The following is a 26,026-nucleotide window of genomic DNA, read 5'->3' on the forward strand; positions in this document are numbered from 1 at the left end:
ATGCTCTACGCCATCATCGCCAGCGACGTCGAAAACTCCCTGGAAAAACGCCTGGCAGCGCGCCCGGCCCACATCGAGCGCCTGCAGCAGCTCAAGGCCGAAGGCCGCGTGGTGCTGGCCGGCCCGCACCCTGCGATCGACAGCAACGACCCAGGCGCCGCGGGCTTCACCGGTAGCCTGATCGTCGCCGAGTTCGACTCGCTGGCCGCGGCCAAAGCCTGGGCCGATGCCGACCCGTACATCGCGGCTGGCGTGTATGCCAACGTCGTGGTCAAGCCGTTCAAGCAAGTCCTGCCCTGACCCCCGCGCCCCTTCGCAACACTTGATGCGAAGGGGCCAAGCGTGCCCCTCATCAAATCCGACCAACGGCCGACAACCTTCTGAATCGACAAGAATCAGGAGTTCCAATGCGTCAAGGTCCGATGTCCCTGCTGCTTTGCCTGCTGCTGCTCACCCCGCAGGCTTTCGCCGAACAGCCGCTGTCGCTGGAGGCGGGAGCACGTATCACCGAGCTGCAGCAACGCCTGGAAGAAAGCGAGAAACAGCGCAGCGTCCTGACCCAGCAGTTGCAAAATGCCGACAGCGAGCGGGAAAGCGCCCAGCTCACCCGCCTGCGCCAGGAAAACCAGCGCCTGAAGCTTTCGCTCAAGGAAATGCAGGCCAGCGCCCCGCAGCAGCTGTTGAGCGAGCAACAACTGTGGTTCGTGATTGGCTCGGCGGTTGCACTGTTCTGCGTAGTCTGCGGTATCTTAGCCAGCGGTGGACACAGAAGACGCCGGCAATGGTTGAATTGAGTGAAACATGAGCGAGCTGTTACTGATTGATGATGACCAGGAATTGTGCGAGCTGCTGGGCAGTTGGCTGACCCAGGAGGGCTTTTCGGTACGCGCCTGCCACGATGGCGAGAGCGCGCGCCATGCCCTTGACAGCCACGCCCCGGCAGCCGTGGTGCTCGACGTGATGCTGCCCGACGGCAGTGGCCTGGAGCTGCTCAAGCAACTGCGCAGCGACCATGCCGAACTGCCCGTGCTGATGCTCTCGGCTCGCGGCGAGCCACTGGACCGCATCCTCGGCCTGGAGCTGGGTGCCGACGACTACCTCGCCAAGCCCTGCGACCCCCGCGAACTTACCGCCCGCTTGCGCGCGGTGCTGCGCCGCAGCCATCCGGCGGCCACCAGCACCCAGGTCGAGATCGGCGACCTCACCTTCAGCCCGGTGCGCGGGGTGGTCAATATCGACCAGCGCGAAATGACCCTGACCCTTTCCGAAAGCCGCATTCTCGAAGCCCTGCTGCGCCAGCCGGGTGAGCCGCTGGACAAGCAGGAACTGGCCCAGATCGGCTTGGGCCGCAAGCTGACCCTGTACGACCGCAGCCTGGACATGCACGTCAGCAACCTGCGCAAGAAGATCGGCCCGCACCCCGACGGCCGCCCGCGCATTGTCGCGCTGCGTAGCCGGGGCTACTACTACAGTCTGTGAACGCTGCAAGCCCTGTGCTTGCAGTCGGCCTTTACCGAGCCTTTACCCTCCCCTGACCGCCCTTGACCTTGATCTCCCTAGACTGGGCTCATCCGGTAACCACCGGCCCATGAAAGGAGAGATACCATGCGCAAGACCCTTATCGCCCTGATGTTCGCCGCCGCCCTGCCGACCGTGGCCCTGGCCATGCCCGACGGTGGCCCACGCCACGACGGCCCACATCACCGCGGTGGCGCGCCTTACGCCCAGCTGGACCTGACCCGCGACCAGCGCCAGCAGATCGGCAAGCTGATGGGCGAGCAGATGAAGCAGCGTCGCGACATCACCGAACGCTACATGGCCAAGCTGCCAGCAGCCGACCAGAAGGCCATGCAGGATGAGATCAAGGCCGGACACGACAAGACCCAGGGCCAGATCCGCGCACTGCTCAAACCTGAGCAACAGAAGCAGTTCGATGAACTGCAAAAGGAACGCGCCGAGCGCAAGGCCGAGTGGAAGGAGTTCCAGGCCTGGAAAGCTGAAAAAGCCAGCAAGGCCCAGTAAGCTGTCATGCCGATGCCCGGCTCACCCTCTCGGTGGGCCGGGCTTTCGTTATTCAAGGAGGTACTCGTCTTGCGCTCACTGTTCTGGCGGATCCTGGCCAGCTTCTGGCTGGCCATCGCCCTGGTCGCCGGGCTGTCCGTGTTGCTGGGTCACGCACTCAACCAGGACACCTGGATCCTCAGCCGCCACCCAGGCCTCAATACCCTGGCCGACCGCTGGGCCCGGCACTACGAACAGCAAGGCCAGGAGGCTTCGCAAAAATTCCTGGAGCGGCGCAAGCAGCGCTACAGGATCGACGTGCAAGTGCTCGACGACAGTGGCAATGCCGTGGTGCCGGGCACCTTCCCGCGCCGCGCCGCCGCCCTCGAGGCGCGCCAGCACAATGACGAGCGTCGCCTGCCCTGGCGTCGCCTGACCGAGGAGTACACCAGCCCCACCAGCGGTGAAACCTACCTGCTGATCTACCGTATCCCGCGCCCGGAGCTTGCGGCCTGGCACCGTGACAGCCTGCTTTGGCCGCTGAGCGCCATCGGCATCGCGCTAGTGGTACTGACCCTGTTCAGCCTGCTGCTGACCCTGTCCATCACCCGGCCGCTCAGCCGCTTGCGCGGCGCAGTGCACGACCTCGGGCAAACCAGTTACCAGCAGAACAGCCTGGCGCAACTGGCCTCCCGGCGCGACGAGTTCGGTGTGCTGGCCAACGACTTCAACAAGATGGGCGCACGCCTGCAAAGCCTGATCGGCAGCCAGCGCCAGTTGCTGCGGGATGTCTCCCACGAACTGCGCTCGCCGCTCGCTCGCCTGCGGATCGCCCTGGCCCTGGCCGAGCGCGCCGAACCCGAACAGCGTCAGGCGTTGTGGCCGCGCCTGACCCGGGAATGCGACCGGCTGGAAGACCTGATCAGCGAGATTCTCGCCCTGGCGCGGGTCGACGCCGAGCAAGCACACGCCGAGCCTGTGGACCTCAACGCGCTGCTGGGCAGCGTGCGCAAGGACGCCCAGCTCAGCGCGCCGGAGCAGGACATTCGCCTGGAAGCCGAGCCGGGCCTGACCCTGCAGGGCTGGCCGACATTGCTGGAGCGCGCAGTCGACAACCTGCTGCGCAACGCCCTGCGCTTCAGCCCTGCCGGCAAACCGATCGAGATCCACGCCCAGCGCGACGCGGCGCATATCGTGCTGAGCGTGCGCGACCACGGCCCTGGGGTGGCAGCGGAGCACTTGGCGCAGTTGGGTGAGCCGTTCTTCCGCGCCCCGGGGCAGGAAGCGCCTGGGCATGGCCTGGGCCTGGCCATTGCGCGCAAGGCTGGCGAACGTCATGGTGGCAGCCTGGTGCTGGAGAATCACCCGCAGGGCGGCTTCGTGGCTCGGCTGGAGCTGCCGCTGGCCGAAGCACCTGCTTGAAGGTCGATGCACGTGCTCCTACAGGACGCGGTGGCCGCGCGGCTCACGCCCCCCAGGCGCTGACGTACGCTTCGGTCGCCAGCACCGGCGCCTGGCGCGGCTCGCTGATGGGCGTGCCGAGATACAGGTAGCCGATCAACTCTTCGTTCTCGGCCAGGCCCAGCCCCTTGTGCACATGGGCATCGAATGCCATGTCGCCGGTACGCCATACAGCACCCACGCCCTGGGCATGAGCCGCAATGAGAATGCCGTGGGCGGCGCAGCCTGCGGCCAGGCGCTGCTCGGACTTCGGCACCTTGAAGTGATCCTGCAAACGGGCGATGACCACGATCAGCAACGGCGCCCGCAGTGGCATGGCACGGGCCTTGTCCAAGGCGGCCTGGCTGGCATCCCCCTTGGCCTGCACGGCCTCGGCGAACAGCTCGCCGAGCTTCTCGCGCGCCTGGCCCTCGATGGTCAGGAAGCGCCATGGCCGCAGCTGGCCGTGGTCCGGCGCGCGCAACGCGGCCTGGAACAGCGCTTCGCGCTGGGCGGCGTTGGGCGCGGGGTCGGTCAGGCGTGCCACGGAAACACGGTTGAGCAATGCGTCGAGAGCCTCCATCGGCTACCCTCCTGGCAGAAGAAAAGTGGCGCCATTCTCAAGCCGCGCCCGGCAAGCTGCAAGCGACAAGGTGCGCTTATCGCTTGCAGCTTGCCGGGCGCGCTTTAAAATGGCGCCCTTCCATTGCGAGTCAGAGCAGATCACATGGCGTTGCCGACCTTAAGGATCCTGGGTTTCATCATCGGCATCTTCCTGATCACCCTCGCCGTGAGCATGGCCGTGCCCATGGCCACCCTGGTGATCTTCGAGCGCACCGCCGACCTGCCGTCGTTCCTCTGGTCGAGCCTCATCACCTTTCTCGCCGGCCTGGCCATGGTCATCCCCGGTCGCCCCGAGCACGTGCACCTGCGCCCACGGGACATGTACCTGCTGACCGTCAGCAGTTGGGTGATCGTCTGTATTTTCGCCGCGCTGCCTTTCCTGCTGACCCAGCACATCAGCTATACCGATGCCTTCTTCGAGAGCATGTCCGGCATCACCGCCACTGGTGCCACGGTGCTCAGCGGGCTGGACAACATGTCGCCCGGCATCCTCATGTGGCGCTCGATGCTGCACTGGCTGGGCGGCATCGGCTTCATCGGCATGGCGGTGGCAATCCTGCCGTTGCTGCGCATCGGTGGCATGCGCCTGTTCCAGACCGAGTCCTCGGACCGCTCCGAAAAGGTGATGCCGCGCTCGCACATGGTCGCCAAGTTCATCGTGCTGGTGTACGTGGGCATCACCGTGCTGGGCAGCCTGGCCTTCTGGTGGGCGGGCATGGGCCCGTTCGATGCGATCAACCATGCCATGTCGGCCATCTCGACCGGCGGCTTCTCGACCTCCGACCAATCCCTGGCCAAGTGGGACATCCCGGCCGTGCACTGGGTGGCGGTGGTAGTGATGATTCTAGGCAGCCTGCCATTCACCCTGTACGTGGCGACCCTGCGCGGGCATCGGCGGGCCTTGTTCAAGGACCAGCAAGTGCAGGGCCTGCTGATCCTGCTGGTGAGCACCTGGCTGGTGCTGGGCACCTGGTACTGGGCCACCACCAACCTGCACTGGCTCGAGGCCTTGCGCCACGTGGCGCTGAACGTCACTTCGATCGTCACCACCACCGGTTTCGCCCTGGGCGACTACAGCCTGTGGGGCAACTTCTCGCTGATGCTGTTCTTCTACCTCGGTTTCATCGGCGGCTGCTCGGGCTCCACCGCTGGCGGCATCAAGATCTTCCGCTTCCAGGTGGCGTACATCCTGCTCAAGGCCAACCTCAACCAGCTGATCCACCCACGCGCGGTGATCAAGCAGAAATACAACGGTCACCGCCTCGACGAAGAAATCGTACGCTCGATCCTGACCTTCTCGTTCCTGTTCGCCGCGACTATCTGCGTCATCGCCTTGTTGCTGTCGCTGCTGGGCGTCGACTGGATGACTGCATTGACCGGTGCTGCCGGCACGGTTTCCGGGGTTGGCCCGGGCCTGGGCGAGGTGATCGGCCCTGCAGGCAACTACGCGACCCTGCCGGACGCCGCCAAGTGGATTCTCTCCGTCGGCATGCTGCTCGGGCGCCTGGAGATCGTTACGGTGCTGGTGTTGTGCATGCCTGCGTTCTGGCGTCACTGAGCGCCGTGCTTTCGAGCCGGGCGCGGTACTCGCTGGGCGTTGCGTCGAACCAGCGGCGGAATGCCCGGTAGAAATTGCTCGGGTCGGCAAAGCCCAGCAGGTAAGCGGTTTCCAGCAAAGTCATGCCGGGTTGCGCCAGGTACTGCTCGGCCAGTTCCCGGCGGGTATCGTCCAGCAGCGCCTGGAAGCTGGTGCCTTCCTCTTGCAGGCGCCGCTGCAAGGTGCGCTGGGACAGGTGCAGGGCCTGGGCGACCGATTCGCGCTTGGGCTCGCCCTGGGGCAGGATGCGGCATAGCGTCTGACGCACTCGGTGGATGACACGGCTCTCCGAAAAGCGCGCCAGGTATTCTCCTGCGAAGCGATCGTGCAGCAGCGCCATGGCCTCGTTGGCCGTGGGCAGCGGCGCCTCCATGTCGGCGCGTTCGAGCACCAGCGCATCGTGCTGCGCACCGAATACCAAAGGTGCACGGAAGGCGGTCCTGTAGGGCTCGATATCCTTGGGCTGCGGGCCTTGTATCAGCACCCGCCGCGGCTGCAAGGGCCGCCCGCTGAGCCAGCTGCACAAGGCCAGGGCACAGGCCAGCGACGCCTCGGCGCTGTGCCGGGTGGGGGTCAGGTGGTCACCCAGCACGGTAAGGGTCAAGGCATAGCCGTCTTCGCCCAGGCGGAAACTCACGTCAGCGCTTTCGGCAATGATGCGCTGGTAGCGCACCAGGCGCTCGAAGCCTTCGGCCAGGGTGCGGCTGGACATCAGCGCGTACCCCACCACGTGGAACGACGCCGGGCGCACCACCCGCGCCATGTTCAGGCCAATGGATTCGTTGCCCGACAGCTCCACCGCCAGGTGCCAGAGCCGGGTCATGGAGTCTTGGGTGAAGCGTGCATCGGGGTCGTCGAGGGCGGCGAAGTCCAGGCCTAGCTGCCTGAACATGGCCCGGCAATCGAGCCCTTCCAGCTCGAGCGCCTTCACTATCCCTGATGCCCAGCTGGCTGACGTGGTTCTTTCACTCATGACAGGCTTCTTGTGCAGACCGCTCCAGCGGTGAACCCCAAGGATACTCAATTGGCGCTTATTGTCACTGGTAGGCGTTCCCTCTGACTCTAGACTCGAAACAGGCTCCACGCCGTGTATCCTGAACAAAAACACACCTTACGGGAGCACAGCCATGAACAGCACCGTGCAGTTTCGCAGTTTTGCCGAGTTCTACCCGTACTACCTGGGCGAGCACGCCAACCCTACCTGCCGGCGTCTGCACTTCGTCGGCACCGCCCTGGTCATCGCCCTGCTGGCGTACACCATCGCCAGCGGCAAGTGGCTTTTGCTGCTGGCGGTACCGCTCGCCGGGTATGGTTTCGCCTGGGTGGGGCATTTCTTCTTCGAGAGGAACCGGCCAGCCACCTTCACCCACCCCCTCTATAGCCTGATCGGCGATTTCGCGATGTTCCGCGATGTTTTGCTCGGCCGCATCAGTCTGTGAAGGTGCGAGGCGCTTCTTCGTCTACGCCGGTTCGCGCAGTGCCGCCACCCTCGCCTGCGCGCGCGCCTGGGCATCGGCCAGGCGGTACAGCTCGATGCTGCCGTCCCAGTGCTCGATCAACGCCGTGCAGGACTCCACCCAATCGCCGCAATTGAGGTACTCCACCTCGCCCACCTTGCGGATCTCGGCATGGTGGATATGCCCGCACACCACGCCCTGGAAGCCGCGTCGCGTGCATTCGTGGGCAATCGCATCCTCGAAGTCGCTGATGAAGTTCACCGCGCCCTTGACCTTGTGCTTGAGGTACGCCGACAGCGACCAGTAGCCGTAGCCATAGCGAGCACGCCAATGGTTGAGCCAGCGGTTCAGCACCAGGGTGAACTCGTAGGCGCGGTCGCCGAGGAACGCCAGCCAGCGGTGGTAGCGGGTAATCACATCGAACTGGTCGCCGTGTATCACCAGCAGGCGCCTGCCGTCGGCTGTCAGGTGCTCGGCCTCGTCCACCAGCTGGATGTTGCCCAGGATGAGCTTCGAATAGCGGCGCAGGAACTCATCATGGTTGCCGGTGACGTAGATCACCTCGGTGCCGCGCTTGCTCATGGTCAGCAGGCGGCGGATCACATTGGTGTGCGCCTGGGGCCAGTAGATGCCGCCGCGCAGCTTCCAGCCGTCGATGATGTCGCCGACCAGGTACACCCGGTCGGCCTGGTAGCCCTTGAGGAATTGCGACAGGTGCTCGGCCTGGCAATCCCGGGTGCCCAGGTGCACATCGGAAATCCATAGGGTGCGCACGCGTTGCTTGCGTGACGGGCGGGCGAGTTCGGCGTGGGTCATGGGCAGGCTCCGGCGCTGTTTGCTGGAGACTGGCAGTTACACATTACCAATTGGTGGCAAGTTCGTGACGACTGATCTATCGCCTGCAGGTGTACACTGCCGACCTGCCCTTCGCGGATGCGAGGCTGGCGAGCGAACGTGTGAGGCCGGCTTGTGCACTGCTCGGACTATTTTGCAGCTTTACTGATCCTTTCGCGGCCGAGCCCGCGAAAAACCCTGCGCGAAAGGGCCTACAGCCACCACACCAGCCTCAGACGGACCTCCATGAACCACCGCACCGCCCTCGGCGCCCTGCACATCGGCGCGCTGTTCTTCGGCCTTACCGGGGTACTCGGCAAACTCGCCGCCAGCGCCACGCCATCGGTCATCGTCTTCGGCCGGGCGATCTTCGCCGTACTTGCCCTGGGCCTGTTCGCCAGCCTCGCACGCCAGGGCTGGCAGGCACTGCAACGCCAGGACCTGCGCCGCCTGCTGCTCGGCGGCGTGCTGCTGGCCGGGCATTGGGTGAGCTTCTTCATCGCGGTCAAGGTCGGTGGGGTGGCCATTGCCACCTTGGGCTTCGCCAGCTTTCCGGCGTTCACGGTGATCCTCGAGGGCCTGCTGTTCCGCGAACGCATCCGCCGCAACGAAGCCCTGCTGGTGCTGCTGGTCAGCATCGGCCTGGTGCTGGTGACCCCCTCCTTCGACCTGGCCAGCGAGGCCACGGGCGGGCTGCTCTGGGCGCTGTTGTCAGGCCTTTTGTTCTCGTTGCTGTCGCTCACCAACCGCGCAGGCTCCGGACGCGTGGGCGCGGTACAGGCCGCGCTGTGCCAGAACCTGGTGGTTGCCGCCTGCCTGCTCCCCTTCGCCCTGCCAAGCCTGGGCCAGGTGGCGCCTCTGGACTGGCTGTGGGTCGCCCTGCTCGGGGTGTTCTGCACCGGTGTCGCGCACAGCCTGTTCGTCGCCAGCCTGGCGGTGATCAAGGCGCGTACTGCGGCGGTGGTGTTCGGCATGGAGCCGGTCTATGGCATCGCCATGGCCTGGGTGGTGTTCGCCGAGACCCCGACCTTGCGCATGCTCGCCGGCGGTGCGCTGATCATCCTGGCGATCGTGCTCTGCAGCCGCCTCTCCTCCGGACAGGCGCGCAAACCCGTGGCGCAGGGCGCCTGAGTTACCGATCGTTGTGGCCCAGGTCGCGCTGCGGGTCGATCTGGTCGCGCACCCGCTGCTTGAGCACCTTGGCCTCGGGGAAGCCACCGTCGGCCTTGCGCTCCCAGATCTGCACACCGTCGCAGGTGACGCGGAACACCCCGCCGGTACCAGGCTGCAACGACACCCGGCCAAGGTCGTCGGCAAAGGTGCTGAGCAGCTCCTGGGCCAGCCAGGCGGCGCGCAGCAGCCATTGGCACTGGGTGCAATAGTTGATGACTATTTCCGGCTTGGCATTGGCCATGGGCAGACCTCTCTTACGTGATGAGCCGCTTATACTACCGGCCTTTGCCCATCGCTTTGAGACTCACGATGCATCGTCTGCTGTTACTTCTGTTGCTGGCGCTCACTTCGTTCACCGCTGTCGCCACCGAGGCAGTGCGCCCCAAGCTCGGCCTGGTGCTGTCTGGCGGCGCGGCCAGGGGCCTTGCGCATATCGGTGTGCTCAAGGCCCTGGAGGAACAGGGCGTGCGTATCGATGCCATCGCTGGAACCAGCATGGGGGCGGTGGTCGGTGGCTTGTATGCCTCTGGCTACAGCGTTGAGGAGCTGGAAAAGCTCGCCCTGACCCTCGACTGGCAACAGGCGCTATCCGACGCGCCGCCACGCAAGGACGTGCCCTTCCGGCGCAAACAGGACGACCGCGATTTCCTGGTGAAACAGAAACTGAGCTTTCGCGATGACGGCAGCCTTGGACTGCCGTTGGGAGTGATCCAGGGCCAGAACCTCGCGCTGCTGCTGGAGAGCACCCTGGCCCACACCGCCGATACCCGCGACTTCGACAAGCTGCCCATCCCCTTTCGCGCGGTGGCCACCGACATCGCCAGCGGCGAGAAGGTGGTGTTCCGCCGCGGCCACCTGCCCCAGGTGATCCGCGCCAGCATGTCGATCCCGGCGGTGTTCGCCCCGGTCGAGCTGGATGGCCGCTTGCTGGTGGACGGCGGCATGGTCGACAACATTCCTGTGGATGTGGTGCGCGAAATGGGCGTGGACCGTGCGATCGTCGTCGACATCGGCACCCCGCTGCGCAGCCGCAAGGACCTGGCCACGGTGGTGGACGTGCTCAACCAGTCGATCACCCTGATGACCCGACGCAACTCCGAGGAGCAACTGGCCAGCCTGCGCCGCGAGGACATCCTGGTGCAGCCGGCCCTGGCGGCCTTCGGCGTCACCGACTTCGGCCGCGCCCAGGATATGATCGACGCAGGCTATCGCGCCGCCCGCGCCCTTGATGGCCGCCTGGCGCCACTGCGCCAGCCGGGAGGCGACAGCGGCCTGGCGGTCGCCCGCTCACCGACGCAACGCACGCCAGTGATCAGCGCGATAAAGGTGGAGAACGACTCGAAAGTCAGCGACGACGTCATCCGCTACTACATCCGCCAACCGATCGGCGCGCCCCTGGAGCTCGACCGCCTGCAGACCGACATGGGCACGCTGTACGGCCTGGACTACTTCGACCGGGTGCAATACCGCGTAGTGCACAAAGGCGACGACAATACCCTGGTCATCACCGCCCGCGGAAAGCGCGGCGGCACCGACTACCTGCGCCTGGGCCTGAACCTCTCCGACGATTTGCGCGGCGACAGCGCCTTCAACCTGGGCGCCAGCTATCGGGTCAATGGCATCAACCGCCTGGGCGGCGAATGGCTGACACGCGCCCAGATCGGCGACGAACAGCGGCTCTACAGCGAGTTCTACCAGCCCCTCGATGTGGGCTCGCGCTACTTCGTCGCGCCTTACCTGGACCTCGGCTCGCAAAACATCGAAGCCACCCTGGACAACGACCCGATCGCCGAATACCGCCTGGAGCGCTATGGCTTTGGCCTCAACCTGGGCCGGCAGATCGGCACCTATGGCGAGGTACGCCTGGGCGTGGGCAAGGCGTGGGGCGAGGCCGAGGTGCGTATTGGCGAGCAGGACCTGCCCAAGGTCAGCTTCAATGAAGGCTTCTACGAGCTGACGTATTCGTTCGACACCTTGGACAATGTCTACTTCCCCCACAGCGGCGAAGACATCGGCCTGACCCTGCGCAAGTACGATCGTTCGCTGGATTCGGACACCGACTTCCGCCAATGGCAGTTCCACCTGGACAAGGCCCTGAGCAGCGGGCCGAACACCTGGGTACTGGGCGGGCGCTACGGGCGCACCCTGGATGAGACCGAAGTGGTGACCTCGAGCTTCGTGCTGGGGGGCGCGCGCCAGCTTTCGGGCTTCCGTCAGGACTCGCTATCGGGCCAGAACATGAGCCTGCTGCGCATGGTCTACTACCGACGCCTTACGCCTCGGGCCTACATGCCGCTGGACTTCCCGTTGTACCTGGGGGCCTCGCTCGAGCGTGGGCGCACGTGGAACAACGACAATGAGTTCGACAGCGGCTATATCAACGCCGCGAGTATCTTCCTGGGGATGGATACGCCACTGGGGCCATTGAATATCAGCTATGGATTCAACAGCGAAGACCAGAAGGCGGTGTACCTGAACCTGGGAAATACGTTCTGAGGCGCATGAAAAAAGCGGATCGCCAACAACGGCAGATCCGCTTTTTTCGTGGTGGGAGGTGGTGTTCAGGACTTCTCGAGGTTGGCGAGAATCTTCGCATGTACCCGCATGCATACTTCCATGTCGGCTTCGTCGATACCGCTGAACAGCTCGGCGCGCAAGGCGTTGGCGATGGTCTCGATCTGGTCGATCAACGGCTTGGCCGGTGGGCACAGCAGGATCTTCTTGGCGCGGCGGTCTTCAAGCACCGCCTGGCGGCGCACCAACCCCTGGCCTTCCAGGCTGTCGAGCAAGCGCGCCAGGGTCGGCCCTTCGACCCCTACGCTCTGCGCCAACTCGCGCTGGGTGGGCGACGCTTCGAAACGGGCCAGGTGCAACAACACCAGCCAGCGGGCCTGGGACAGGTTGAGCCCGGCCAGGCGGCGGTCCAGTTCAGCACGCCAGCCACGAGACATCTGGGCCAATTGCATGCCGAAGCGGTGTTGATTGTCGGTCAGGGGCATAAGCAACTCGATGGATAGAACCAATTACTAGTCAGATAATCACGCCCCGGACTATCAGGCAAGCTGCGGGCAATCAAGAGCGTTCGATAATCGTCAGAAAGAGTGACAAGGGTCAGAGTTCGAACTCCGCCGCCAACGCCGCACGTACGCAGTACAGCACGCCTTCCGGCACCCGCTGCCCGAACTGCGGCGCGATGACCGACACCGGTGGCAGCTCGCCCTCGCCATCGAGGAACGCATCCTGCACTTCCATCATCAGCTCTTCGGGCAGGTCCAGCGCCTGTTCCAGGCTCAGCTCCTGGCGACCAATGGCTTCGGCCAGCAGGCTGTAGACGTTCTTCTCGCTGCAATCGAGCTGCCCGGCGATCTGCGTCGGTGTCATGCCGGCCCGGGCCAGGCTGACCAGCTCGTGGCGCAGGTCGAGCACCACCTTCGGCGCCGCCTCGGTGCCACCCGCGCCATTGAGCACCTCGAGGAACGCCTGGCCATAGCGCTCCAGCTTGCGCGCCCCGACGCCACTGACCTGGGCCATATCGCTGAGGCTGCCGGGCTGGCTGCGCAGCATTTCCAGCAACGTTGAGTCGGGGAAAATGACGTAGGGCGGCACGCTGTGCTCCTCGGCCAGCTTGCGCCGCAGGGTACGCAGCGCCTCCCACAGCTCCCGCTCCTCGGCACGCACCAGTTGGCTCGCCGGGCTACCGCCACTGCTGCTGGAGGACTTGGCGGTGGTCTGTGGCTTGAGGTCGCGGCGCAGTTGCAAGGTCACCTCACCGCGCAACAAGGGCCGGCAGCTGTCCGACAGGCGCAGGCCGCCATAGCCTTCCAGGTCGATGTCTACCAGGCCGCGCGCCACCAACTGGCGGAACAACGAGCGCCACTCATGCTCACCCAGCGACTTGCCGACGCCGAACACCGAAAGCTTCTCGTGGCCGAAGCTACGTACCTTTTCGTTGTCCTTTCCTACCAGCACATCCACCAGGTGGCCGACGCCATAGCGCTGGCCGGTGCGGAACACCGCCGACAGGGCCTGGCGCGCAGGTTCGGTGGCATCCCAGGTCTGCACCTTGTCGACGCAGTTGTCGCAGTGCCCGCAGGGCTGCTCCAGCACCTCGTCGAAATACGCCAGCAGCGACTGCCGGCGGCAGCGGGTTTCCTCGCACAGTGCCAGCATGGCGTCGAGCTTGTGCTGCTCCACGCGCTTGTGGCGCTCGTCGCCTTCGGAGTTCTGCAGCATCTGCTTGAGCATCACCATGTCCTGCAGGCCGTAGGCCATCCAGGCATCCGAAGGCAGCCCGTCACGGCCGGCGCGGCCGGTTTCCTGATAATAGGCTTCCATCGACTTGGGCAGGTCGAGGTGAGCGACGAAACGTACGTTGGGCTTGTCGATGCCCATGCCGAAGGCGATGGTCGCAACCATGATCAGCCCTTCCTCGTTGAGGAAGCGGTGCTGGTTGGCCGAACGGGTCTCGGCGGCCAGGCCTGCATGGTAAGGCAGTGCCGGAAAGCCCTGTTCGCAGAGGAAGGCCGCAGTTTCGTCGACTTTCTTGCGTGACAGGCAATAGACGATGCCTGCGTTGCCACGCCGCTCGCCGAGGAACGCCATCAACTGCTTGCGCGGCGACTCCTTGGGCACGATGCGGTAGAAGATGTTTGGCCGGTCGAAGCTCGACAGGAAGCGCTCGGCACCTTGCAGGTGCAGGCGCTGGACGATTTCCTCGCGGGTGCGCATGTCGGCGGTGGCGGTCAGGGCAATGCGTGGCACCTGGGGGAACAGCTCGGCCAACTGGCCCAGTTGCAGGTATTCCGGACGGAAGTCGTGGCCCCATTGCGATACGCAGTGAGCCTCGTCGATGGCGAACAGCGCGATGTCGAGGGTGCGCAGGAAGTCCAGCATGCGCGGCTGCACCAGGCGCTCAGGGGCCAGGTAGAGCATCTTCACCTCGCCGCGGCGCAGGCGCCCGGCCAATTCGCGCTGCTGCTCGGCGCTCAGGGTGGAGTTCAACGCAGCGGCGGCCACGCCCAGCTCGTCGAGGGTGGCGACCTGGTCGTCCATCAGCGCGATCAGCGGCGACACCACCACCGTGAGGCCTGGGCGCAACAGCCCGGGCACCTGGAAGCACAGCGACTTGCCCCCCCCGGTGGGCATCAATACCAGCGCATCGCCCCCATTGGCCACGCACTCGATGATCGCCGCCTGGCGTCCCCGGAAGCTGTCGTAGCCAAAAATGTCCTTGAGGACGCGCTGAGCCTGTTCGAGCATGTGCCACTCCAAAATCGCCGTTCCATCCTGGATACAGGCTGGACGATAAATCCGCTGCTCACGCTGCCAATACGTAAGCGGCTTTTGCCGGGCAGGCGAACGACACTGCCGGGGCATGAAAAGTGGCGGAGTATACCCCACTGCCCTGGGCTGCGGCAGGCTGCGGTGACAGACGTTCCCTTTGCCCCGCCAGGGCCGCAAGGTGCTAGAATCCACTATCGTTTATTCCCCCAAGGTAGCCCTGTAATGTCCTTCGCCGAGCAACTGACCCGCCTGCAAGCCTTCCTCGACGCCGACGAGCTGCACGAAGAAGCGCTGGACTACGTCGCCGCCCACGGCTACCTGACCGCGCTGTCGATCAGCGCCGAAGACATTCCCGAGCGCGAATGGATCGACGCGCTGTTCGCCGAAGAGCCCCATTACGCCAGCGAAGCCCAGCGCACCGAGATCGAGGCCACCCTGGTGGCGCTCAAGGCGCACATCGCCCGCCAGCTGGCCAGCGACGAGGAATTCGACCTGCCGTGCGAGCTGGACCTGACCGACGAGCCGGACGACTCCGACCTGCGCGGCTGGTGCATCGGCTTCATGGAGGGGGTATTCCTGCGTGAAGAGGCGTGGTTCGAGAACGCCGAGGAAGAAGTCAGCGAAATGCTGCTGCCGATCATGGTCGGCTCGGGGCTGTTCGACGAGCAGCCAGAATTCGCCGACATCGCCAGCAATGCCAACCTGCAGGACGATATGATCGTGCAGATCCCCGAGGCCCTGAGCGCGCTGTTCCTGCTGCTGCACGCCCCGGACGAAAAACCTGCCCTGCTCAAGCCACGCCACCACTGAGTACCGTGGTGCGCTACCTGCTGCTGGCCGTCGGCTGGCTCAGCGTCGCGCTGGGGGTGCTGGGGATCTTCCTGCCGGTATTGCCCACCACCCCATTCCTGCTCCTCGCCGCGGCGTGCTTCGCCCGAAGCTCGCCGCGTTTTCATGCCTGGCTGGTCAACCACCCAAGGCTCGGGCCCTGGATTCGCGACTACCTCAATGGTGACGGCATTCCGCTCAGGGCCAAGGTCTATGCCATCGGTCTGATGTGGGTAAGCATCAGCGTGTCGTGCTACCTGGTGCCGCTGTTCTGGGCGCGGGTGTTCATGCTGACCAGTGCGGTGCTGGTGACGCTGTATATCCTCAAGCAGAAGACCTTGCAGCGGCCTTGAGCTGACTCGAGGCATGGCACGGGCTGAGCCCGTGCCATCCAGTGATGAACCCCTTACACCGTATCCACCTTCAACGAATGGTCATTGAGCATGCCGTTGATGATGGTCGCGGTGTCCTGCCCCGCCGCAATCAGCCCGCACGCCCCGGCCGTGACCCCATAGTGCTGGGCCAGGTCGATGCCCGCCAGGTCGATGGTCTGGGTAGGCGCGGCACCCGCCACGCTGCTGACCTCGATGGTGGACACCACATTCACCCCGGAACCACTGACCTTGAAGTGCAGATAGTCATCCAGTGAACTGGCACTCGCCGCCTCCCCCTGCAACAGCTGCGACAGATCGAGGCGGTCGCTGCCGGGCTGGAAATCGGTGACCATGTCATGTCCGACATCGCCTTTCTGCCATACGAAGGTGTCGTTACCCGCGCCCCCGGTCATGGTGTCGTTGCCCAAGCCACCGATCAGAGTGTCGTTACCACCGCCCCCTTTGAGAATGTCGTTACCCAGCCCGCCATTGAGGACATTGTCTGCGCCATCGCCGATCAGTGTGTCGTTGTAGTCCGAGCCGATCAGGTTCTCGATACCGGTCAGGGTGTCGACACCTGCGCCAACGGTGTTCTGTGCGCCGACATGGCTCAGGTCGACGCTGACCCCAGCCGTCGCTCCGGCGTAGCTGGCAGTATCGATACCCGCCCCGCCATCGAGCAGGTCGTTGCCTGGCCCACCGATCAACAGGTCGTTCCCCTCGCCACCATACAGCTTGTCGTTGCCCTCCCCGCCCACCAGCACATCGTTGCCATCACCCGCCACCAAGGTGTCGTTGCCGGCGCCTGCCAGCAACACATCGTCGCCCGACGTACCCGTGAGCGTGCTGCCGGCCTGGTAGGTGATATCCACCGCTCCGGTGGCGCTGCCGCCGTGGTTGTCACTGACCGTGTAGGTGCTGTGGTAGACCTCGTTCTGCGCGTTGCTGTAGTCGATGACCATGCTCAGTTGGTAGGTCTCGGCCGCTTTGCTGTTGCCGATGGCGTTCTCGCTGTTGACCACATGGATGCTGTACACCCCATCACGGCTGGCGGTGAAGCTGCCGCCGTCGGCGATCGGCTGGTAGCCGCCGTCGGTGCCTTTCCACTCCAGCATCAGGTTGCCGACCGGGCGGTCGTGGTCCAGGGTCAGGGTCTCACCCTTGCGCAGGGTGACGGTCAGGGTGTCCGCGTCGTTGGCATTGCCATTGCTGATCGAGCCAAGGTAGCCAGCGATCACCAGGGCAGCGGTCATCGAGCCCGACAACGCGGTGAAGTCCCCACGGGCCAGGTCCTTGAACTGGTTCTCTGGCTTGTTGTGGGTGCCTTCGAACTTGAGGGTCTGCGCCTGGGTGCCCGGGGTGAAGCCTGCGCCCTTGTCGGCGAAGCCAGTGTTGAAGGTGATCGGCGCCGCGCTCAGGCGGTCGTGGTCCGGATCGCGGTCGTTGGCCAGCAGGGCCTCGGCCGGCACGGTCAGGCTGGCACCGCTGATATTGGTGGTGATGTGGTCGGCGCCAGCCACCGGCGAACTGTTGGTATTGACCTTCACCACCAGGCTGGCATTGCGGGTATCGCCGTCGTTGTCACTGACGGTGAAACCGAATTTCTCCACCTGTTGGCTGCCATTGTCCTTCGGCGGCGTGTAGGTGAATTCGCCGTTGTCCATGTCCACCAGCAGCGTGCCACCTAGGGCGGTCTTGACCGAAAGGGTGTTGCCAGTGGTGTCGAAGGTGGCCTTGTCCGGGCCGCCAGCCACCGAGTAACCACCTTGCCCGCCGTTGGCTTTCGGGTCGAAGGTGTAGGTGACGCCATCGACCAGCAGCGCCTTGATGAAGCCGCCATCGGCGCCGAAGTGGCCGCCATCCATCAGGCTGCCAGTGATCGGCGCGCCCTGCACGGTGCCCGAAAGCACCGCGTTGAGCTGGCTGAGGTCGGTGACCACCACCGCGTTGGTGTCGGTATGGCTGTTGCCATCGTAGGCCAGCGGGTTGAGGTTGCCCTGGTTGACCCCAGTGCCCAGGCCAATGGCGTAGGACTTGATGCCATTGTTGTCGAGGAAGGTTTCCCAGGCTGCTTCACGGACCGCCGTCATCGAATGGCCGCTGGTAGGCACGCCATCGGAGAAGAAGTAGCTGACGTTCTGCGCCCCGTCGAGCTTGCCACTGGTGTTGAACGCTTCCTGCGCCTTGGTGGCAGCCGCGTCGTAGTAGGTCGAGCCGTCCGCGCTCAAGCCGGCGACGATGGCCTTGGCTTCGACGATCGACACCCATTGCGCGCTCTTGACCGTGGCACCGGTGGCGAAGGTGACGATCTGCACCTTGATGTCGCCCATCTCGTCGTACTTGTCCAGCAGTGCACCGATGGCCTGCTTGGCCAGGTCCAGGCGACTCAGGCCAGGCACGCCGGAGGCATCGTTCATGCTGCCGGACACATCGATCACCAGCAGGATGTTGGAGTCCACCTGGCCCGGGGTGATGCTGCGCTCGGCGCACACGGCTTTGGGCACGTCGTCGACGATATTGATGGCGATGGTGCTGGTGACGCTGTTGCCCAACGCGTCGGTGGCCTTGTAGGTGAAGTATTCGACCAAGGTGTTGGCGCCATCGTTGGCACCGCCCGGCGTTTTCGGCGCCGAGGTGAGGGTGTAGGTGTAGGAGCCATCGGCGTTGACCTGGATCTGCCCGAACTGACCTACAGGGTCGCCCACCAGGCTGTAGGTCAGCGCCCCAGTACCGCCGCTGACGGAACCGACCAGACTGCCGGATGCGGTCTCGGCGGGCGAGCTGGGGTCGCTGCCGACGACCGTGCCCGCTGCAAGGTCATTGCCATCCTTGCTCAGGTCCAGGGCTTTTTCGTACACCTTCACGTCGCTGTCTTCACAAGCGACCAGCTTGCTGTCCTGGACATTGATGGTGATGGTGGTAGTGCTCTCGTCACCATCGGAATCGCGGATGGTGTAGACGAACACATCACTGGCCCCCGCCGGGGCGACGCTGTCGGGGTTGGCGTGATAGGTGGCGTTGCCCTGGGCATCGAGGGTCAGGTAACCATACTGGCCCATCACCTGGGTGCCGAGCTGGCCGTGGGCGGAGGTGGAGGTATCGGAACCTGCACGCACACCCACCACGTACTTGCCGTCAGCCGGTACATCGGCACCGATCACGTCGTTGACCAACACATTACCGCTCACCGAGCCGCCCTCGGTCACGTTGACCTCGTCGCAGTGGGCCTTGGGCACATCGTCGACGATGGTGATGGTGATGGTACTGGTGGTAGTGTTGCCCAGCGAATCCTTCACCTCGTAGGTGAAGGTTTCGGTCATGCTGTTCGGCCCGTCGTTGGCGGGGGTCGACGACTGCGGTGGGGAGGTCAGCGTGTAGGTGTAGGAACCATCGGCATTGAGCTGAATCTGCCCATATTGTCCGCTGGCGGTGCCCACCAAGGTGAAGGTGAGCGCACCGATGCCTCCACTGACAGTGCCTGCCAGCGAACCGCTGGCGGTTTCACCATTCGAGCCTGGCTGGCTGCCGGTGACGGTACCCGGCGCCAGGTCGTTGCCGTCCTGCACCAGGTCCAGCGCTTTCTCATACACCGTCACCCCTGCGCCCGGCGCCACCACCAGCGAGCAGTCGTGGATATCGATGGTGATGGTCGTAGTGCTTTCGTCGCCATCGGCATCGCGGATGGTATAGACGAACACATCGGTGGCCCCTGCCGGCGCCACGCTGTTGGGGTTGGAGTGATAGGTGGCGTTGCCCTGGGCATCGAGGACCAGGTAGCCGTACTGGCCTGACACCTGGGTACCGAGCTGACCACTGGCAGAGGTGGAGGTGTCGGAACCTGCGCGCACGCCCACCACATACTTGCCATCGGCCGGTACGTCGGCGCCGATCACATCGTTGACCAGCACATTGCCACTGACCGTGCCGCCTTCGAAGACGTTGGCGAAGTCACTGTGGGCCTTTGGCACGTCGTCGACGACGGTGATGGTGATGGTGCTGGTGGTCGAGTTGCCAAGCGAATCCTTCACCTGGTAGGTGAAGGATTCGGTCACCGTGTTCGGGCCATCGTTGGCCGGGTTCGGCGACTGTGGCGGCGAGGTCAGGGTGTAGGTGTAGGAGCCATCGGCATTGACCTGAATTTGCCCGTACTGGCCGTTGGCATTGCCCACCAGGCTGTAGGTCAACGCGCCTACGCCACCGCTGGCGGAGCCGACCAGCGACCCCGAGGCGGTTTCAGCGGTCGAGCCTGGCTGGCTGCCGTTGACGGTGCCGGGGGCCAGGTCGTTGCCGTCCTGGATCTTGTCCAGGGCCTTCTCGTACACCGTGACCTCGCTGTCAGGCCCGGCGACCAGCGAGCAGTCCCTTACGTCGATGGTGATGGTGGTGGTGCTTTCGTCGCCATCGGTATCGCGGAGGGTGTAGACGAACACATCGGTGGCACCCGCAGGCGCTACGGCGTTCGGGTTGGCCTGGTACACGGCATTGCCGGCGGCATCGATGGTCAGGGTGCCGTACTGGCCGACGATCGCGGTGTTGAGGTTGCCGATGGCCGAGGTGGAGGTATCGCTGCCTGCCCGTGTGCCCACCACCACATTGCTGGTACCGGCCTGGTCGGCACCGAGCTGGTCGTTGCCCAGCACATTGCCGCTGACGGTACCGCCCTCGACCACGCTGGCCGAGTCGGCCTCGGCCTTGGGCACATCGTCGATGATATTCACGTCCAGGCTGGCCGTCGCGCTGCTGCCATCGGTGTCCTGGGCGATGACCGGGAAACTTTCGGTCAGGCCATTGGTAGCGTTGCCATTGGGATGGGTCTCGTTGTCGAGCAAGGTGTAGCTGTAGCTCACCACGCCGGTTGCCGGGTTATAGCCGGTGATCGTCAGGGTGTTGCCCAGCGCGGTGGTGACCGACTGTGGGAAGCCTGCGACCACACCGCCGCTGACCACGGTAATGCCGCCGACGGTCAGGGTTTGCAGGCCATCCGGCGCGGTGACGGTGAAGGTGCCGTTCTGGGTCAGCGCGGCGCTGTCAGGGGCGCTGCCATCGCCAAGGTTCTTTTCGTAGACAGTCAGCTCGCCGCCGTTCACATCCAGGCCACCGAGCGTGACCGGGTCGTTCAGGTTGGTGATGTTCAGGGTCAGGGTCGCGGTACTGGTATCGCCGTCGGCATCGTTCAGGGTGTAGGTGAAGTTCTCCACCCCATTGCCGCCGCCCTTCAGGCCGATGAAGTCCGGGTCGTCGGTGTTGAGCGTATAGGTGTAGGAGCCGTCGGCGGCCAGCACCAGGGTGCCGTAGGTGCCGACGAAGGTACCGGCCACTACCGGGCCGCTGGGGATGCGGTCGGCGCCCTGCACGTCGTTGGTCAGGACGTTGCCGGTCAGGGCGGTCTGCTGCTCGGTGGCGGTGCTGGCGTTGCTGTCGTCGAGGGCCCTGGGCAGGTCATCGCGGATGATCACGTCCAGCGTACCACTGGCGACGTCACCATCGGTGTCGCTGACCAGCACGGGGAGCTGCTCGCCGAGTTCGTTGGCACCAGCGCCATTAGGATGCTGCTCGGCACCGGTGAGGGTGTAGCTGTAGCTGACCACCCCAGTGGCCGGGTTGTAGCCGATGATGGTCAAGGTGTTGCCAAGCGCCGTGGTGATGGACTGACCGACACCGGTCACCATGCCTGCGGTCACCACGTTGATGCCACCAACGCTGAGGTTGAACACACCATCCGGCGCGACCACGGTGAAACTGCCCTGCTGGGTCAATGCCGTGGAATTGCTGGCCGAGCCCTGGGGCAGGTTGGCTTCGTCGAGGGTCAGCTCGGAGGGGCTCAGGTCCAGGCCTAGCAGGCCGACCGGATTATCTGGCGGCGGCGTGATCGGCGGCAGGCCAACCTGGTCGGGGTTATTGTCGACATCCAGGGTGCCGATGTACTCATTAGCCAGTTCCGGAATGCCATTGAAGCCGGCAGTGGGGAAGCCAACCGTAGGGTCGACCCGCGCCGCCACCTCGCTCAGCATCACGAAGCTGTGGCCACCGCCCAGCGCCCCAGGTGCCCCGGTGCCATTCGGGCCGGCGGCCGGTGCCTCGGCCTCTTCGGTCGGGTCGGCGCCTGCGGCAATGGCCTGCTGCAAGCGCTCGACATCACTCAGTTGCGCATCGCTGGGCGCGGTGTCAGTGGTGCGCACTTCGGGCGCCCGGTTGGCCAGCAGGCCCTCGGTCATCTCCAGGCTGCTGCCGCGCCCCAGGGTGAGTTCGGCACCATTGTGCAAGCGTACCGCGACCGCTCCCGTGGCGCCGGTTTCCAGCTGCTCGCCTGCGAAGAGACGGTCGCCTTCCACGAGCAAGCGACGTTGGCCGTCGTCAGCCACTGCGAATACCTGGCCAACCACCTTGCTGACCACACCGACTAATTTAGCCATGAGCACACGCCTCCCCTGCCGATTAGGCTCTCGCAGTCGTGGACGGGCGGGGAATGCAAGGAACAACGTCGACACGAGCAGTAATGGGAATTGGCCACCATTCGCATGCCAATTTTTTGTCGCCAATTTCTGCCGTTATCGTCCTCTCCTGTGTCCTTAGCTGCAAAAAATCTTGAACTTGATGTGAGGCCCGGAAACCGCTTGCTACAGCCTTGTTACCGAACCACCTGGTAAGAACAATGTCCCGGAATCCTTAGACCGCATAAGTTTTTTTTCGCATAGACATTATGAAAAAATCTTCTTAGCTCGGCCGTTAAATGTTCTTAGCTCTGTTGTTACAAACCTGAAACGGTTTAAACCTCATTTTTCGTCACTTTTTTGACGAATGCAGGACAATTTTCGAGACCAGGGAGATGTACCCCATGCGCGTTCCAACCCCCATTACCCGTGCGATTTTGTTGGCCATGGCCTGTGGGCAGGCCCAGGCGATGTCGATCAACGAGGCCGTCCAGAACGCCGTGGACCATCACCCTGAAATCAGCGAGAGCCGCAACAGCAGGTTGTCCGCCGATGAGGATGTGAAGTTCGCCAGGGGCGGCTACTACCCCACCGTCGACCTGATCGCCGGCTACGGTCGCCAACGCTCGGACAACGTCAATACGCGCGGTTTCAATGCCGACGGTACACGCAGCCACAACAAGGAAACCTTGAACTACACGCAGTCGGAACTGCGCCTGCGACAAATGCTGTTCGACGGTTTCAATACTTCCAACGAAGTAGGTCGCACCCAGGCCGTGGCCACCTCTCGCGCCTATTACACCCAGGCTACCGCCGAGTCCATCGCCCTGCGTGCCATCGAGGTGTACCTGGAAGTGCTGAAGCGCCGCGAGCTGGTGACCCTGGCCCGCAACAACCTGCAGGCGCACCTGCGGGTCAACGACCAGATCGGCCTGCGTAGCGAACGAGGCGTGGGCAGCACTGCCGACCTCGACCAGTCCCGCGCGCGCCGGGCGCTGGCGGAAAACAACATGGACACCGCCGAAGTCGACCTGGCCGATGCCGAGGCAAACTTCTTCAGCGTGGTCGGACGCATGCCCGACGAGCTGGAAACCCCGGTGAGCATCAAGGCCGAAGTGCCCGCCAACCTGCAGGACGCCCGCCAGAGCCTGCTGCAGAACAACCCCTACCTGAAATCGGCCCAGGCCGACATCCAGGCCGCCGAGCAGCAGTATGAAGTGGCCAAGTCGCCGTTCTACCCACGCCTGGACGCAGTGCTTGCCACTGGCGCCAACAACAACCTGGGCGGCGAACGCGGGCACAGCAACAACGACTGGCAGGCCGGCGTCGAGCTCAGCTACAACCTGTTCCGTGGCGGCAGCGACAAGGCACGCCTGCAATCGGACGCGCACAAGATCAACCAGGCCATGGACATCCGCAACAATGCCCTGCGCGAGCTGAACGAGAACCTCAGCCTTGCCTGGAACGCCATGAACAACGCCCGCAAGCAGACCCCGACCGCACGGGAATACGCCGAAACCACGCAGCGGGTACGCGGCGCCTACCAGGACCAGTTCGGCCTGGGCCAACGCACCCTGCTCGACGTGCTCGACAGCGAGAACGAGCTGTACAACGCCAACCGTCGCTACACCGAGGTGCGCTACACCGAGGAATACTCGATGTACCGCGTGCTGGCGACCATGGGCGAGCTGCTGAGCAAGCAACGCATTTCGCTGCCACCGGAGGCCATTGCGAAAACCGAAGTGCGCAACGAAGCCCGGTTGCCCGACATGCGCTGACGCCCACCAGGCACCCCAGGTTCCCGTCCACCGCGACAGGAGTAGGCCATCGTGACCAACCTGCAAAGCGCGTCGCCGCGCCTGGAAGTCGATGATCCGTTGCTCGATGGCCTGCTGATCCTGTGCAAGGTGCACGGCTGCCCCGCCAGCCGTGCCAGCCTGTGCAGCGGCCTGCCCCTGGCCGAGCAGCGCCTGGGCCTGGACCTGCTGCCGCGCGCCGCCGCCCGGGCAGGCTTGCAGGCGCGGGTGCTGCAACGCCCGCTGGCGGATATTTCCACGCTGAACCTGCCGGTGCTGCTGATACTCAACGACGGCCGCAGCGCCGTGCTGCAACGCTGGAGCGACGACGGCCGGGCGCTGATACTGCCGTGCGAGGCCGAAGGCGGCGAGCAGTGGGTCGAGCGCCAGGCACTGGAGCAGGCCTACGGCGGCCAGGCCCTGTTCGCCCGTCCTCGGCACACGCTCGAAGACCTGCGCACGCCCCTGCTGCCACGGGTAGAAGCCTGGTTCCGCGACACCCTGCGTCACTCGCGCAAGCTGTACGGCGATGCCTTGCTGGCGAGCCTGCTGATCAACCTGCTGGGCCTGATGGTGCCGTTGTTCGTCATGCAGACCTACGACCGCGTGGTGCCCAACCAGGCGCTGTCGACCTTGTGGGTGCTGGTGATCGGCCTGTTCATCGGCACTGCCTTCGAGCTGATCCTGCGCATGGTGCGGGCCCACTTGCTGGACCAGGCCGGCAAGAAGACCGACCTGATTCTTTCGGCCACCCTGTTCGAACGCATCACCGGCATGGCCATGAAGGCCCGCCCAGCCAGCGTCGGTGGCTTCGCCCAGAGCATCCATGACTTCCAGGGCCTGCGCGAATTTCTCACCGCAGTGACGCTGACCAGCATCATCGACCTGCCCTTCGTGGCGCTGATGCTGCTGGTGATCGGCCTGCTCGGCGGCTGGCTGGTTGTGATCCCGCTGGTAGCCTTCCCGCTGGCGGTGGGGGTTGCATTGTTCATCCAGCTGCGCCTGCGCGACACCGTGCAGAAAAGCCTGAGCCTGGGCGCGGTGCGCCAGGCGCTGTTGATCGAGACCATTGGCGGACTGGAAACCCTCAAGGCCTGCAACGCCGAGAGCGAACGCCAGTACCAGTGGGAACACACCAACGGCGCCATCGCCCGCCTCGACGCCCACGCCCGCAACCTGTCGGCCCTGGCCAGCAACGGCACGCTGTTCATCCAGCAGTTCTGCGGCATGGCCACCCTCGTCGCCGGGGTCTACGCGATCATCGCCGGCAGCCTCAGCGTGGGGGCCCTGGTAGCCTGCTACATGCTCGGCAGCCGGGTACTGGCTCCGCTCGGGCAGATCGCCGGGTTGATCACCCGCTACCAGCAGGCGCAGTTGACCATGCGCAGTACCGATGCACTGATGTCGCTGCCCCAGGAGCGCCAGAGCCAGCAACAGGGCCTGGAGCACACCGCACTGCATGGCGGGGTGACCATCAGCCACGTCACTTTCCGCTACCCCGCCCAGACCAACGCCGCGCTCAATGACGTCAACCTCACCATCAAGCCGGGCGAGCGCGTCGGCATCATCGGCCGCAGCGGTTCGGGCAAGAGCACCTTGGCGCGCCTGCTGATGGGCTTCCATCACCCGGACGAAGGCCAGGTGCTGCTGGACAACCTCGACCTACGCCAGCTGGATATCGCCGACCTGCGCAACCAACTGGGCTATGTTGCCCACGACCTGCCGCTGCTGGCCGGCAGCCTGCGCGACAACCTCACCCTGGGCGCCCGTCACGTCAGCGACGCGCGCATGCTGGAAATGGCCGAGCTGACCAATGCCAGCGAGTTGGCCCGCCAGCACCCGCAGGGTTTCGACCGGCCCCTGGGCGAGCGCGGCATGCTGCTCTCCGGCGGCCAGCGCCAGGCCGTGCTGCTGGCCAGGGCGCTGCTGCTGGAACCGCCGATCCTGATTCTCGACGAGCCCACCAGCCACATGGACAACAGCAGCGAAGAACAACTGCGCCAGCGCCTGGCGGCCTGGGTACCGGGCAAGACACTGCTGCTGGTCACACACCGCAGCTCGATGCTCAGCCTGGTGGAGCGACTTGTGGTGTTGGACAACGGCAAGATCGTGGCCGACGGGCCGAAGGATGCGGTCATCGATGCACTGCGCAAGGGCCGCATCGGCGCGGCGCTGTAGTTCATCACAA

At 64.7% G+C, this 26,026-nt stretch carries 20 protein-coding genes; 13 read left to right on the forward strand and 7 right to left on the reverse strand.

Going from position 1 to position 26,026, the window contains the following annotated elements; all coding sequences use genetic code 11:
• The 5 genes from RAC97_RS11410 to RAC97_RS11430 all read left to right on the forward strand — a co-directional run bounded on the left by RAC97_RS11410 (position 1) and on the right by RAC97_RS11430 (position 3,423).
• Positions 1-300, forward strand: a complete 300-nt coding sequence (locus RAC97_RS11410) for a YciI family protein (RefSeq protein ID WP_375101556.1) — start codon at positions 1-3, stop codon at positions 298-300.
• Positions 301-422: 122 nt separating this feature from the next.
• Positions 423-794 (forward strand): translation initiation factor 2, encoded by a 372-nt coding sequence (locus RAC97_RS11415; protein ID WP_375101588.1) that lies wholly within the window; start codon positions 423-425, stop codon positions 792-794.
• Positions 795-801: 7 nt separating this feature from the next.
• Positions 802-1,479 (forward strand): response regulator transcription factor, encoded by a 678-nt coding sequence (locus RAC97_RS11420; protein ID WP_375101555.1) that lies wholly within the window; start codon positions 802-804, stop codon positions 1,477-1,479.
• A gap of 126 nt (positions 1,480-1,605) precedes the next feature.
• On the forward strand, positions 1,606-2,022 hold the full coding sequence (locus tag RAC97_RS11425) for a Spy/CpxP family protein refolding chaperone (RefSeq protein WP_375101554.1): 417 nt from the start codon (positions 1,606-1,608) through the stop codon (positions 2,020-2,022).
• Positions 2,023-2,034: 12 nt separating this feature from the next.
• On the forward strand, positions 2,035-3,423 hold the full coding sequence (locus RAC97_RS11430) for an ATP-binding protein (RefSeq protein WP_375101553.1): 1,389 nt from the start codon (positions 2,035-2,037) through the stop codon (positions 3,421-3,423).
• 43 nt (positions 3,424-3,466) lie between these two features.
• On the opposite strand, the gene RAC97_RS11435 is transcribed toward RAC97_RS11430, so the two are convergent.
• Positions 3,467-4,024: a nitroreductase family protein gene (locus tag RAC97_RS11435; protein ID WP_375101552.1), complete on the reverse strand. Its 558-nt coding sequence runs from the start codon at positions 4,022-4,024 to the stop codon at positions 3,467-3,469.
• 144 nt (positions 4,025-4,168) lie between these two features.
• Here RAC97_RS11435 and RAC97_RS11440 point away from each other — a divergent pair, with 144 nt between their 5' ends.
• On the forward strand, positions 4,169-5,623 hold the full coding sequence (locus RAC97_RS11440) for a TrkH family potassium uptake protein (protein WP_375101551.1): 1,455 nt from the start codon (positions 4,169-4,171) through the stop codon (positions 5,621-5,623).
• On the opposite strand, the gene RAC97_RS11445 is transcribed toward RAC97_RS11440, so the two are convergent.
• Complete coding sequence (locus tag RAC97_RS11445) at positions 5,580-6,635, reverse strand: AraC family transcriptional regulator (protein WP_375101550.1); 1,056 nt, start codon at positions 6,633-6,635, stop codon at positions 5,580-5,582. The two genes, RAC97_RS11440 and RAC97_RS11445, sit on opposite strands and share 44 nt — an antisense overlap.
• Before the next feature lie 154 nt (positions 6,636-6,789).
• On the opposite strand from RAC97_RS11445, the gene RAC97_RS11450 reads away from it, so the two are divergent.
• Positions 6,790-7,101 (forward strand): Mpo1-like protein, encoded by a 312-nt coding sequence (locus RAC97_RS11450; RefSeq protein WP_375101549.1) that lies wholly within the window; start codon positions 6,790-6,792, stop codon positions 7,099-7,101.
• 21 nt (positions 7,102-7,122) lie between these two features.
• Here the strand turns inward: RAC97_RS11450 and RAC97_RS11455 are convergent, their stop codons facing one another.
• A complete protein-coding gene (locus tag RAC97_RS11455; protein WP_375101548.1) occupies positions 7,123-7,935 on the reverse strand; it encodes a UDP-2,3-diacylglucosamine diphosphatase in 813 nt (270 codons plus the stop codon).
• 264 nt (positions 7,936-8,199) lie between these two features.
• Here RAC97_RS11455 and RAC97_RS11460 point away from each other — a divergent pair, with 264 nt between their 5' ends.
• Positions 8,200-9,084, forward strand: a complete 885-nt coding sequence (locus RAC97_RS11460) for a DMT family transporter (RefSeq protein ID WP_375101547.1) — start codon at positions 8,200-8,202, stop codon at positions 9,082-9,084.
• A gap of 1 nt (position 9,085) precedes the next feature.
• Here RAC97_RS11460 and RAC97_RS11465 read toward each other — a convergent pair whose 3' ends face one another.
• Positions 9,086-9,367: a SelT/SelW/SelH family protein gene (locus RAC97_RS11465; RefSeq protein ID WP_375101546.1), complete on the reverse strand. Its 282-nt coding sequence runs from the start codon at positions 9,365-9,367 to the stop codon at positions 9,086-9,088.
• Between the two features lie 68 nt (positions 9,368-9,435).
• On the opposite strand from RAC97_RS11465, the gene RAC97_RS11470 reads away from it, so the two are divergent.
• On the forward strand, positions 9,436-11,622 hold the full coding sequence (locus tag RAC97_RS11470) for a patatin-like phospholipase family protein (RefSeq protein ID WP_375101545.1): 2,187 nt from the start codon (positions 9,436-9,438) through the stop codon (positions 11,620-11,622).
• Between the two features lie 65 nt (positions 11,623-11,687).
• Here RAC97_RS11470 and RAC97_RS11475 read toward each other — a convergent pair whose 3' ends face one another.
• Positions 11,688-12,125, reverse strand: a complete 438-nt coding sequence (locus RAC97_RS11475; protein WP_375101544.1) for a MarR family transcriptional regulator — start codon at positions 12,123-12,125, stop codon at positions 11,688-11,690.
• Positions 12,126-12,237: 112 nt separating this feature from the next.
• Positions 12,238-14,385 carry a DNA helicase RecQ gene (gene recQ, locus RAC97_RS11480; protein WP_375101543.1) on the reverse strand — a complete coding sequence of 716 codons (2,148 nt, stop codon included), beginning with the start codon at positions 14,383-14,385 and terminating at the stop codon, positions 12,238-12,240.
• A 246-nt stretch (positions 14,386-14,631) separates the two neighbouring features.
• On the opposite strand from recQ, the gene RAC97_RS11485 reads away from it, so the two are divergent.
• Positions 14,632-15,219, forward strand: a complete 588-nt coding sequence (locus RAC97_RS11485) for a YecA family protein (protein ID WP_375101542.1) — start codon at positions 14,632-14,634, stop codon at positions 15,217-15,219.
• Positions 15,216-15,590, forward strand: a complete 375-nt coding sequence (locus RAC97_RS11490) for a YbaN family protein (protein WP_375101587.1) — start codon at positions 15,216-15,218, stop codon at positions 15,588-15,590. The genes RAC97_RS11485 and RAC97_RS11490 overlap by 4 nt, the downstream gene beginning before the upstream one ends.
• A gap of 53 nt (positions 15,591-15,643) precedes the next feature.
• On the opposite strand, the gene RAC97_RS11495 is transcribed toward RAC97_RS11490, so the two are convergent.
• Positions 15,644-22,024 carry a retention module-containing protein gene (locus tag RAC97_RS11495; protein ID WP_379671489.1) on the reverse strand — a complete coding sequence of 2,127 codons (6,381 nt, stop codon included), beginning with the start codon at positions 22,022-22,024 and terminating at the stop codon, positions 15,644-15,646.
• Positions 22,025-22,446: 422 nt separating this feature from the next.
• Between RAC97_RS11495 and RAC97_RS11500 the strand changes: the two genes are divergently transcribed.
• Positions 22,447-23,820, forward strand: coding sequence for a TolC family outer membrane protein (locus tag RAC97_RS11500; RefSeq protein WP_375099404.1), 1,374 nt, complete (start codon positions 22,447-22,449; stop codon positions 23,818-23,820).
• A gap of 51 nt (positions 23,821-23,871) precedes the next feature.
• On the forward strand, positions 23,872-26,016 hold the full coding sequence (locus RAC97_RS11505; RefSeq protein WP_375099405.1) for a type I secretion system permease/ATPase: 2,145 nt from the start codon (positions 23,872-23,874) through the stop codon (positions 26,014-26,016).
• Positions 26,017-26,026: the final 10 nt, after the last annotated feature.

Source organism: Pseudomonas sp. LS_2 (assembly GCF_042709235.1).
GTDB lineage: Bacteria > Pseudomonadota > Gammaproteobacteria > Pseudomonadales > Pseudomonadaceae > Aquipseudomonas.

What these genes read in the sequence shown, in the direction of transcription:
- RAC97_RS11430 (WP_375101553.1), top strand. Translation starts at nt 2,035, where the DNA reads ATGCCCGGCTCACCCTCTCGGTGGGCCGGGCTTTCGTTATTCAAGGAG.
- RAC97_RS11475 (WP_375101544.1), bottom strand. Translation starts at nt 12,125, where the DNA reads ATGCCCCTGACCGACAATCAACACCGCTTCGGCATGCAATTGGCCCAG.
- recQ (WP_375101543.1), bottom strand. Translation starts at nt 14,385, where the DNA reads ATGCTCGAACAGGCTCAGCGCGTCCTCAAGGACATTTTTGGCTACGAC.
- RAC97_RS11485 (WP_375101542.1), top strand. Translation starts at nt 14,632, where the DNA reads ATGTCCTTCGCCGAGCAACTGACCCGCCTGCAAGCCTTCCTCGACGCC.
- RAC97_RS11415 (WP_375101588.1), top strand. Translation starts at nt 423, where the DNA reads ATGTCCCTGCTGCTTTGCCTGCTGCTGCTCACCCCGCAGGCTTTCGCC.
- RAC97_RS11450 (WP_375101549.1), top strand. Translation starts at nt 6,790, where the DNA reads ATGAACAGCACCGTGCAGTTTCGCAGTTTTGCCGAGTTCTACCCGTAC.
- RAC97_RS11410 (WP_375101556.1), top strand. Translation starts at nt 1, where the DNA reads ATGCTCTACGCCATCATCGCCAGCGACGTCGAAAACTCCCTGGAAAAA.
- RAC97_RS11435 (WP_375101552.1), bottom strand. Translation starts at nt 4,024, where the DNA reads ATGGAGGCTCTCGACGCATTGCTCAACCGTGTTTCCGTGGCACGCCTG.
- RAC97_RS11440 (WP_375101551.1), top strand. Translation starts at nt 4,169, where the DNA reads ATGGCGTTGCCGACCTTAAGGATCCTGGGTTTCATCATCGGCATCTTC.
- RAC97_RS11445 (WP_375101550.1), bottom strand. Translation starts at nt 6,635, where the DNA reads ATGAGTGAAAGAACCACGTCAGCCAGCTGGGCATCAGGGATAGTGAAG.
- RAC97_RS11455 (WP_375101548.1), bottom strand. Translation starts at nt 7,935, where the DNA reads ATGACCCACGCCGAACTCGCCCGCCCGTCACGCAAGCAACGCGTGCGC.
- RAC97_RS11500 (WP_375099404.1), top strand. Translation starts at nt 22,447, where the DNA reads ATGCGCGTTCCAACCCCCATTACCCGTGCGATTTTGTTGGCCATGGCC.
- RAC97_RS11425 (WP_375101554.1), top strand. Translation starts at nt 1,606, where the DNA reads ATGCGCAAGACCCTTATCGCCCTGATGTTCGCCGCCGCCCTGCCGACC.
- RAC97_RS11465 (WP_375101546.1), bottom strand. Translation starts at nt 9,367, where the DNA reads ATGGCCAATGCCAAGCCGGAAATAGTCATCAACTATTGCACCCAGTGC.
- RAC97_RS11495 (WP_379671489.1), bottom strand. Translation starts at nt 22,024, where the DNA reads ATGGCTAAATTAGTCGGTGTGGTCAGCAAGGTGGTTGGCCAGGTATTC.
- RAC97_RS11420 (WP_375101555.1), top strand. Translation starts at nt 802, where the DNA reads ATGAGCGAGCTGTTACTGATTGATGATGACCAGGAATTGTGCGAGCTG.
- RAC97_RS11470 (WP_375101545.1), top strand. Translation starts at nt 9,436, where the DNA reads ATGCATCGTCTGCTGTTACTTCTGTTGCTGGCGCTCACTTCGTTCACC.
- RAC97_RS11460 (WP_375101547.1), top strand. Translation starts at nt 8,200, where the DNA reads ATGAACCACCGCACCGCCCTCGGCGCCCTGCACATCGGCGCGCTGTTC.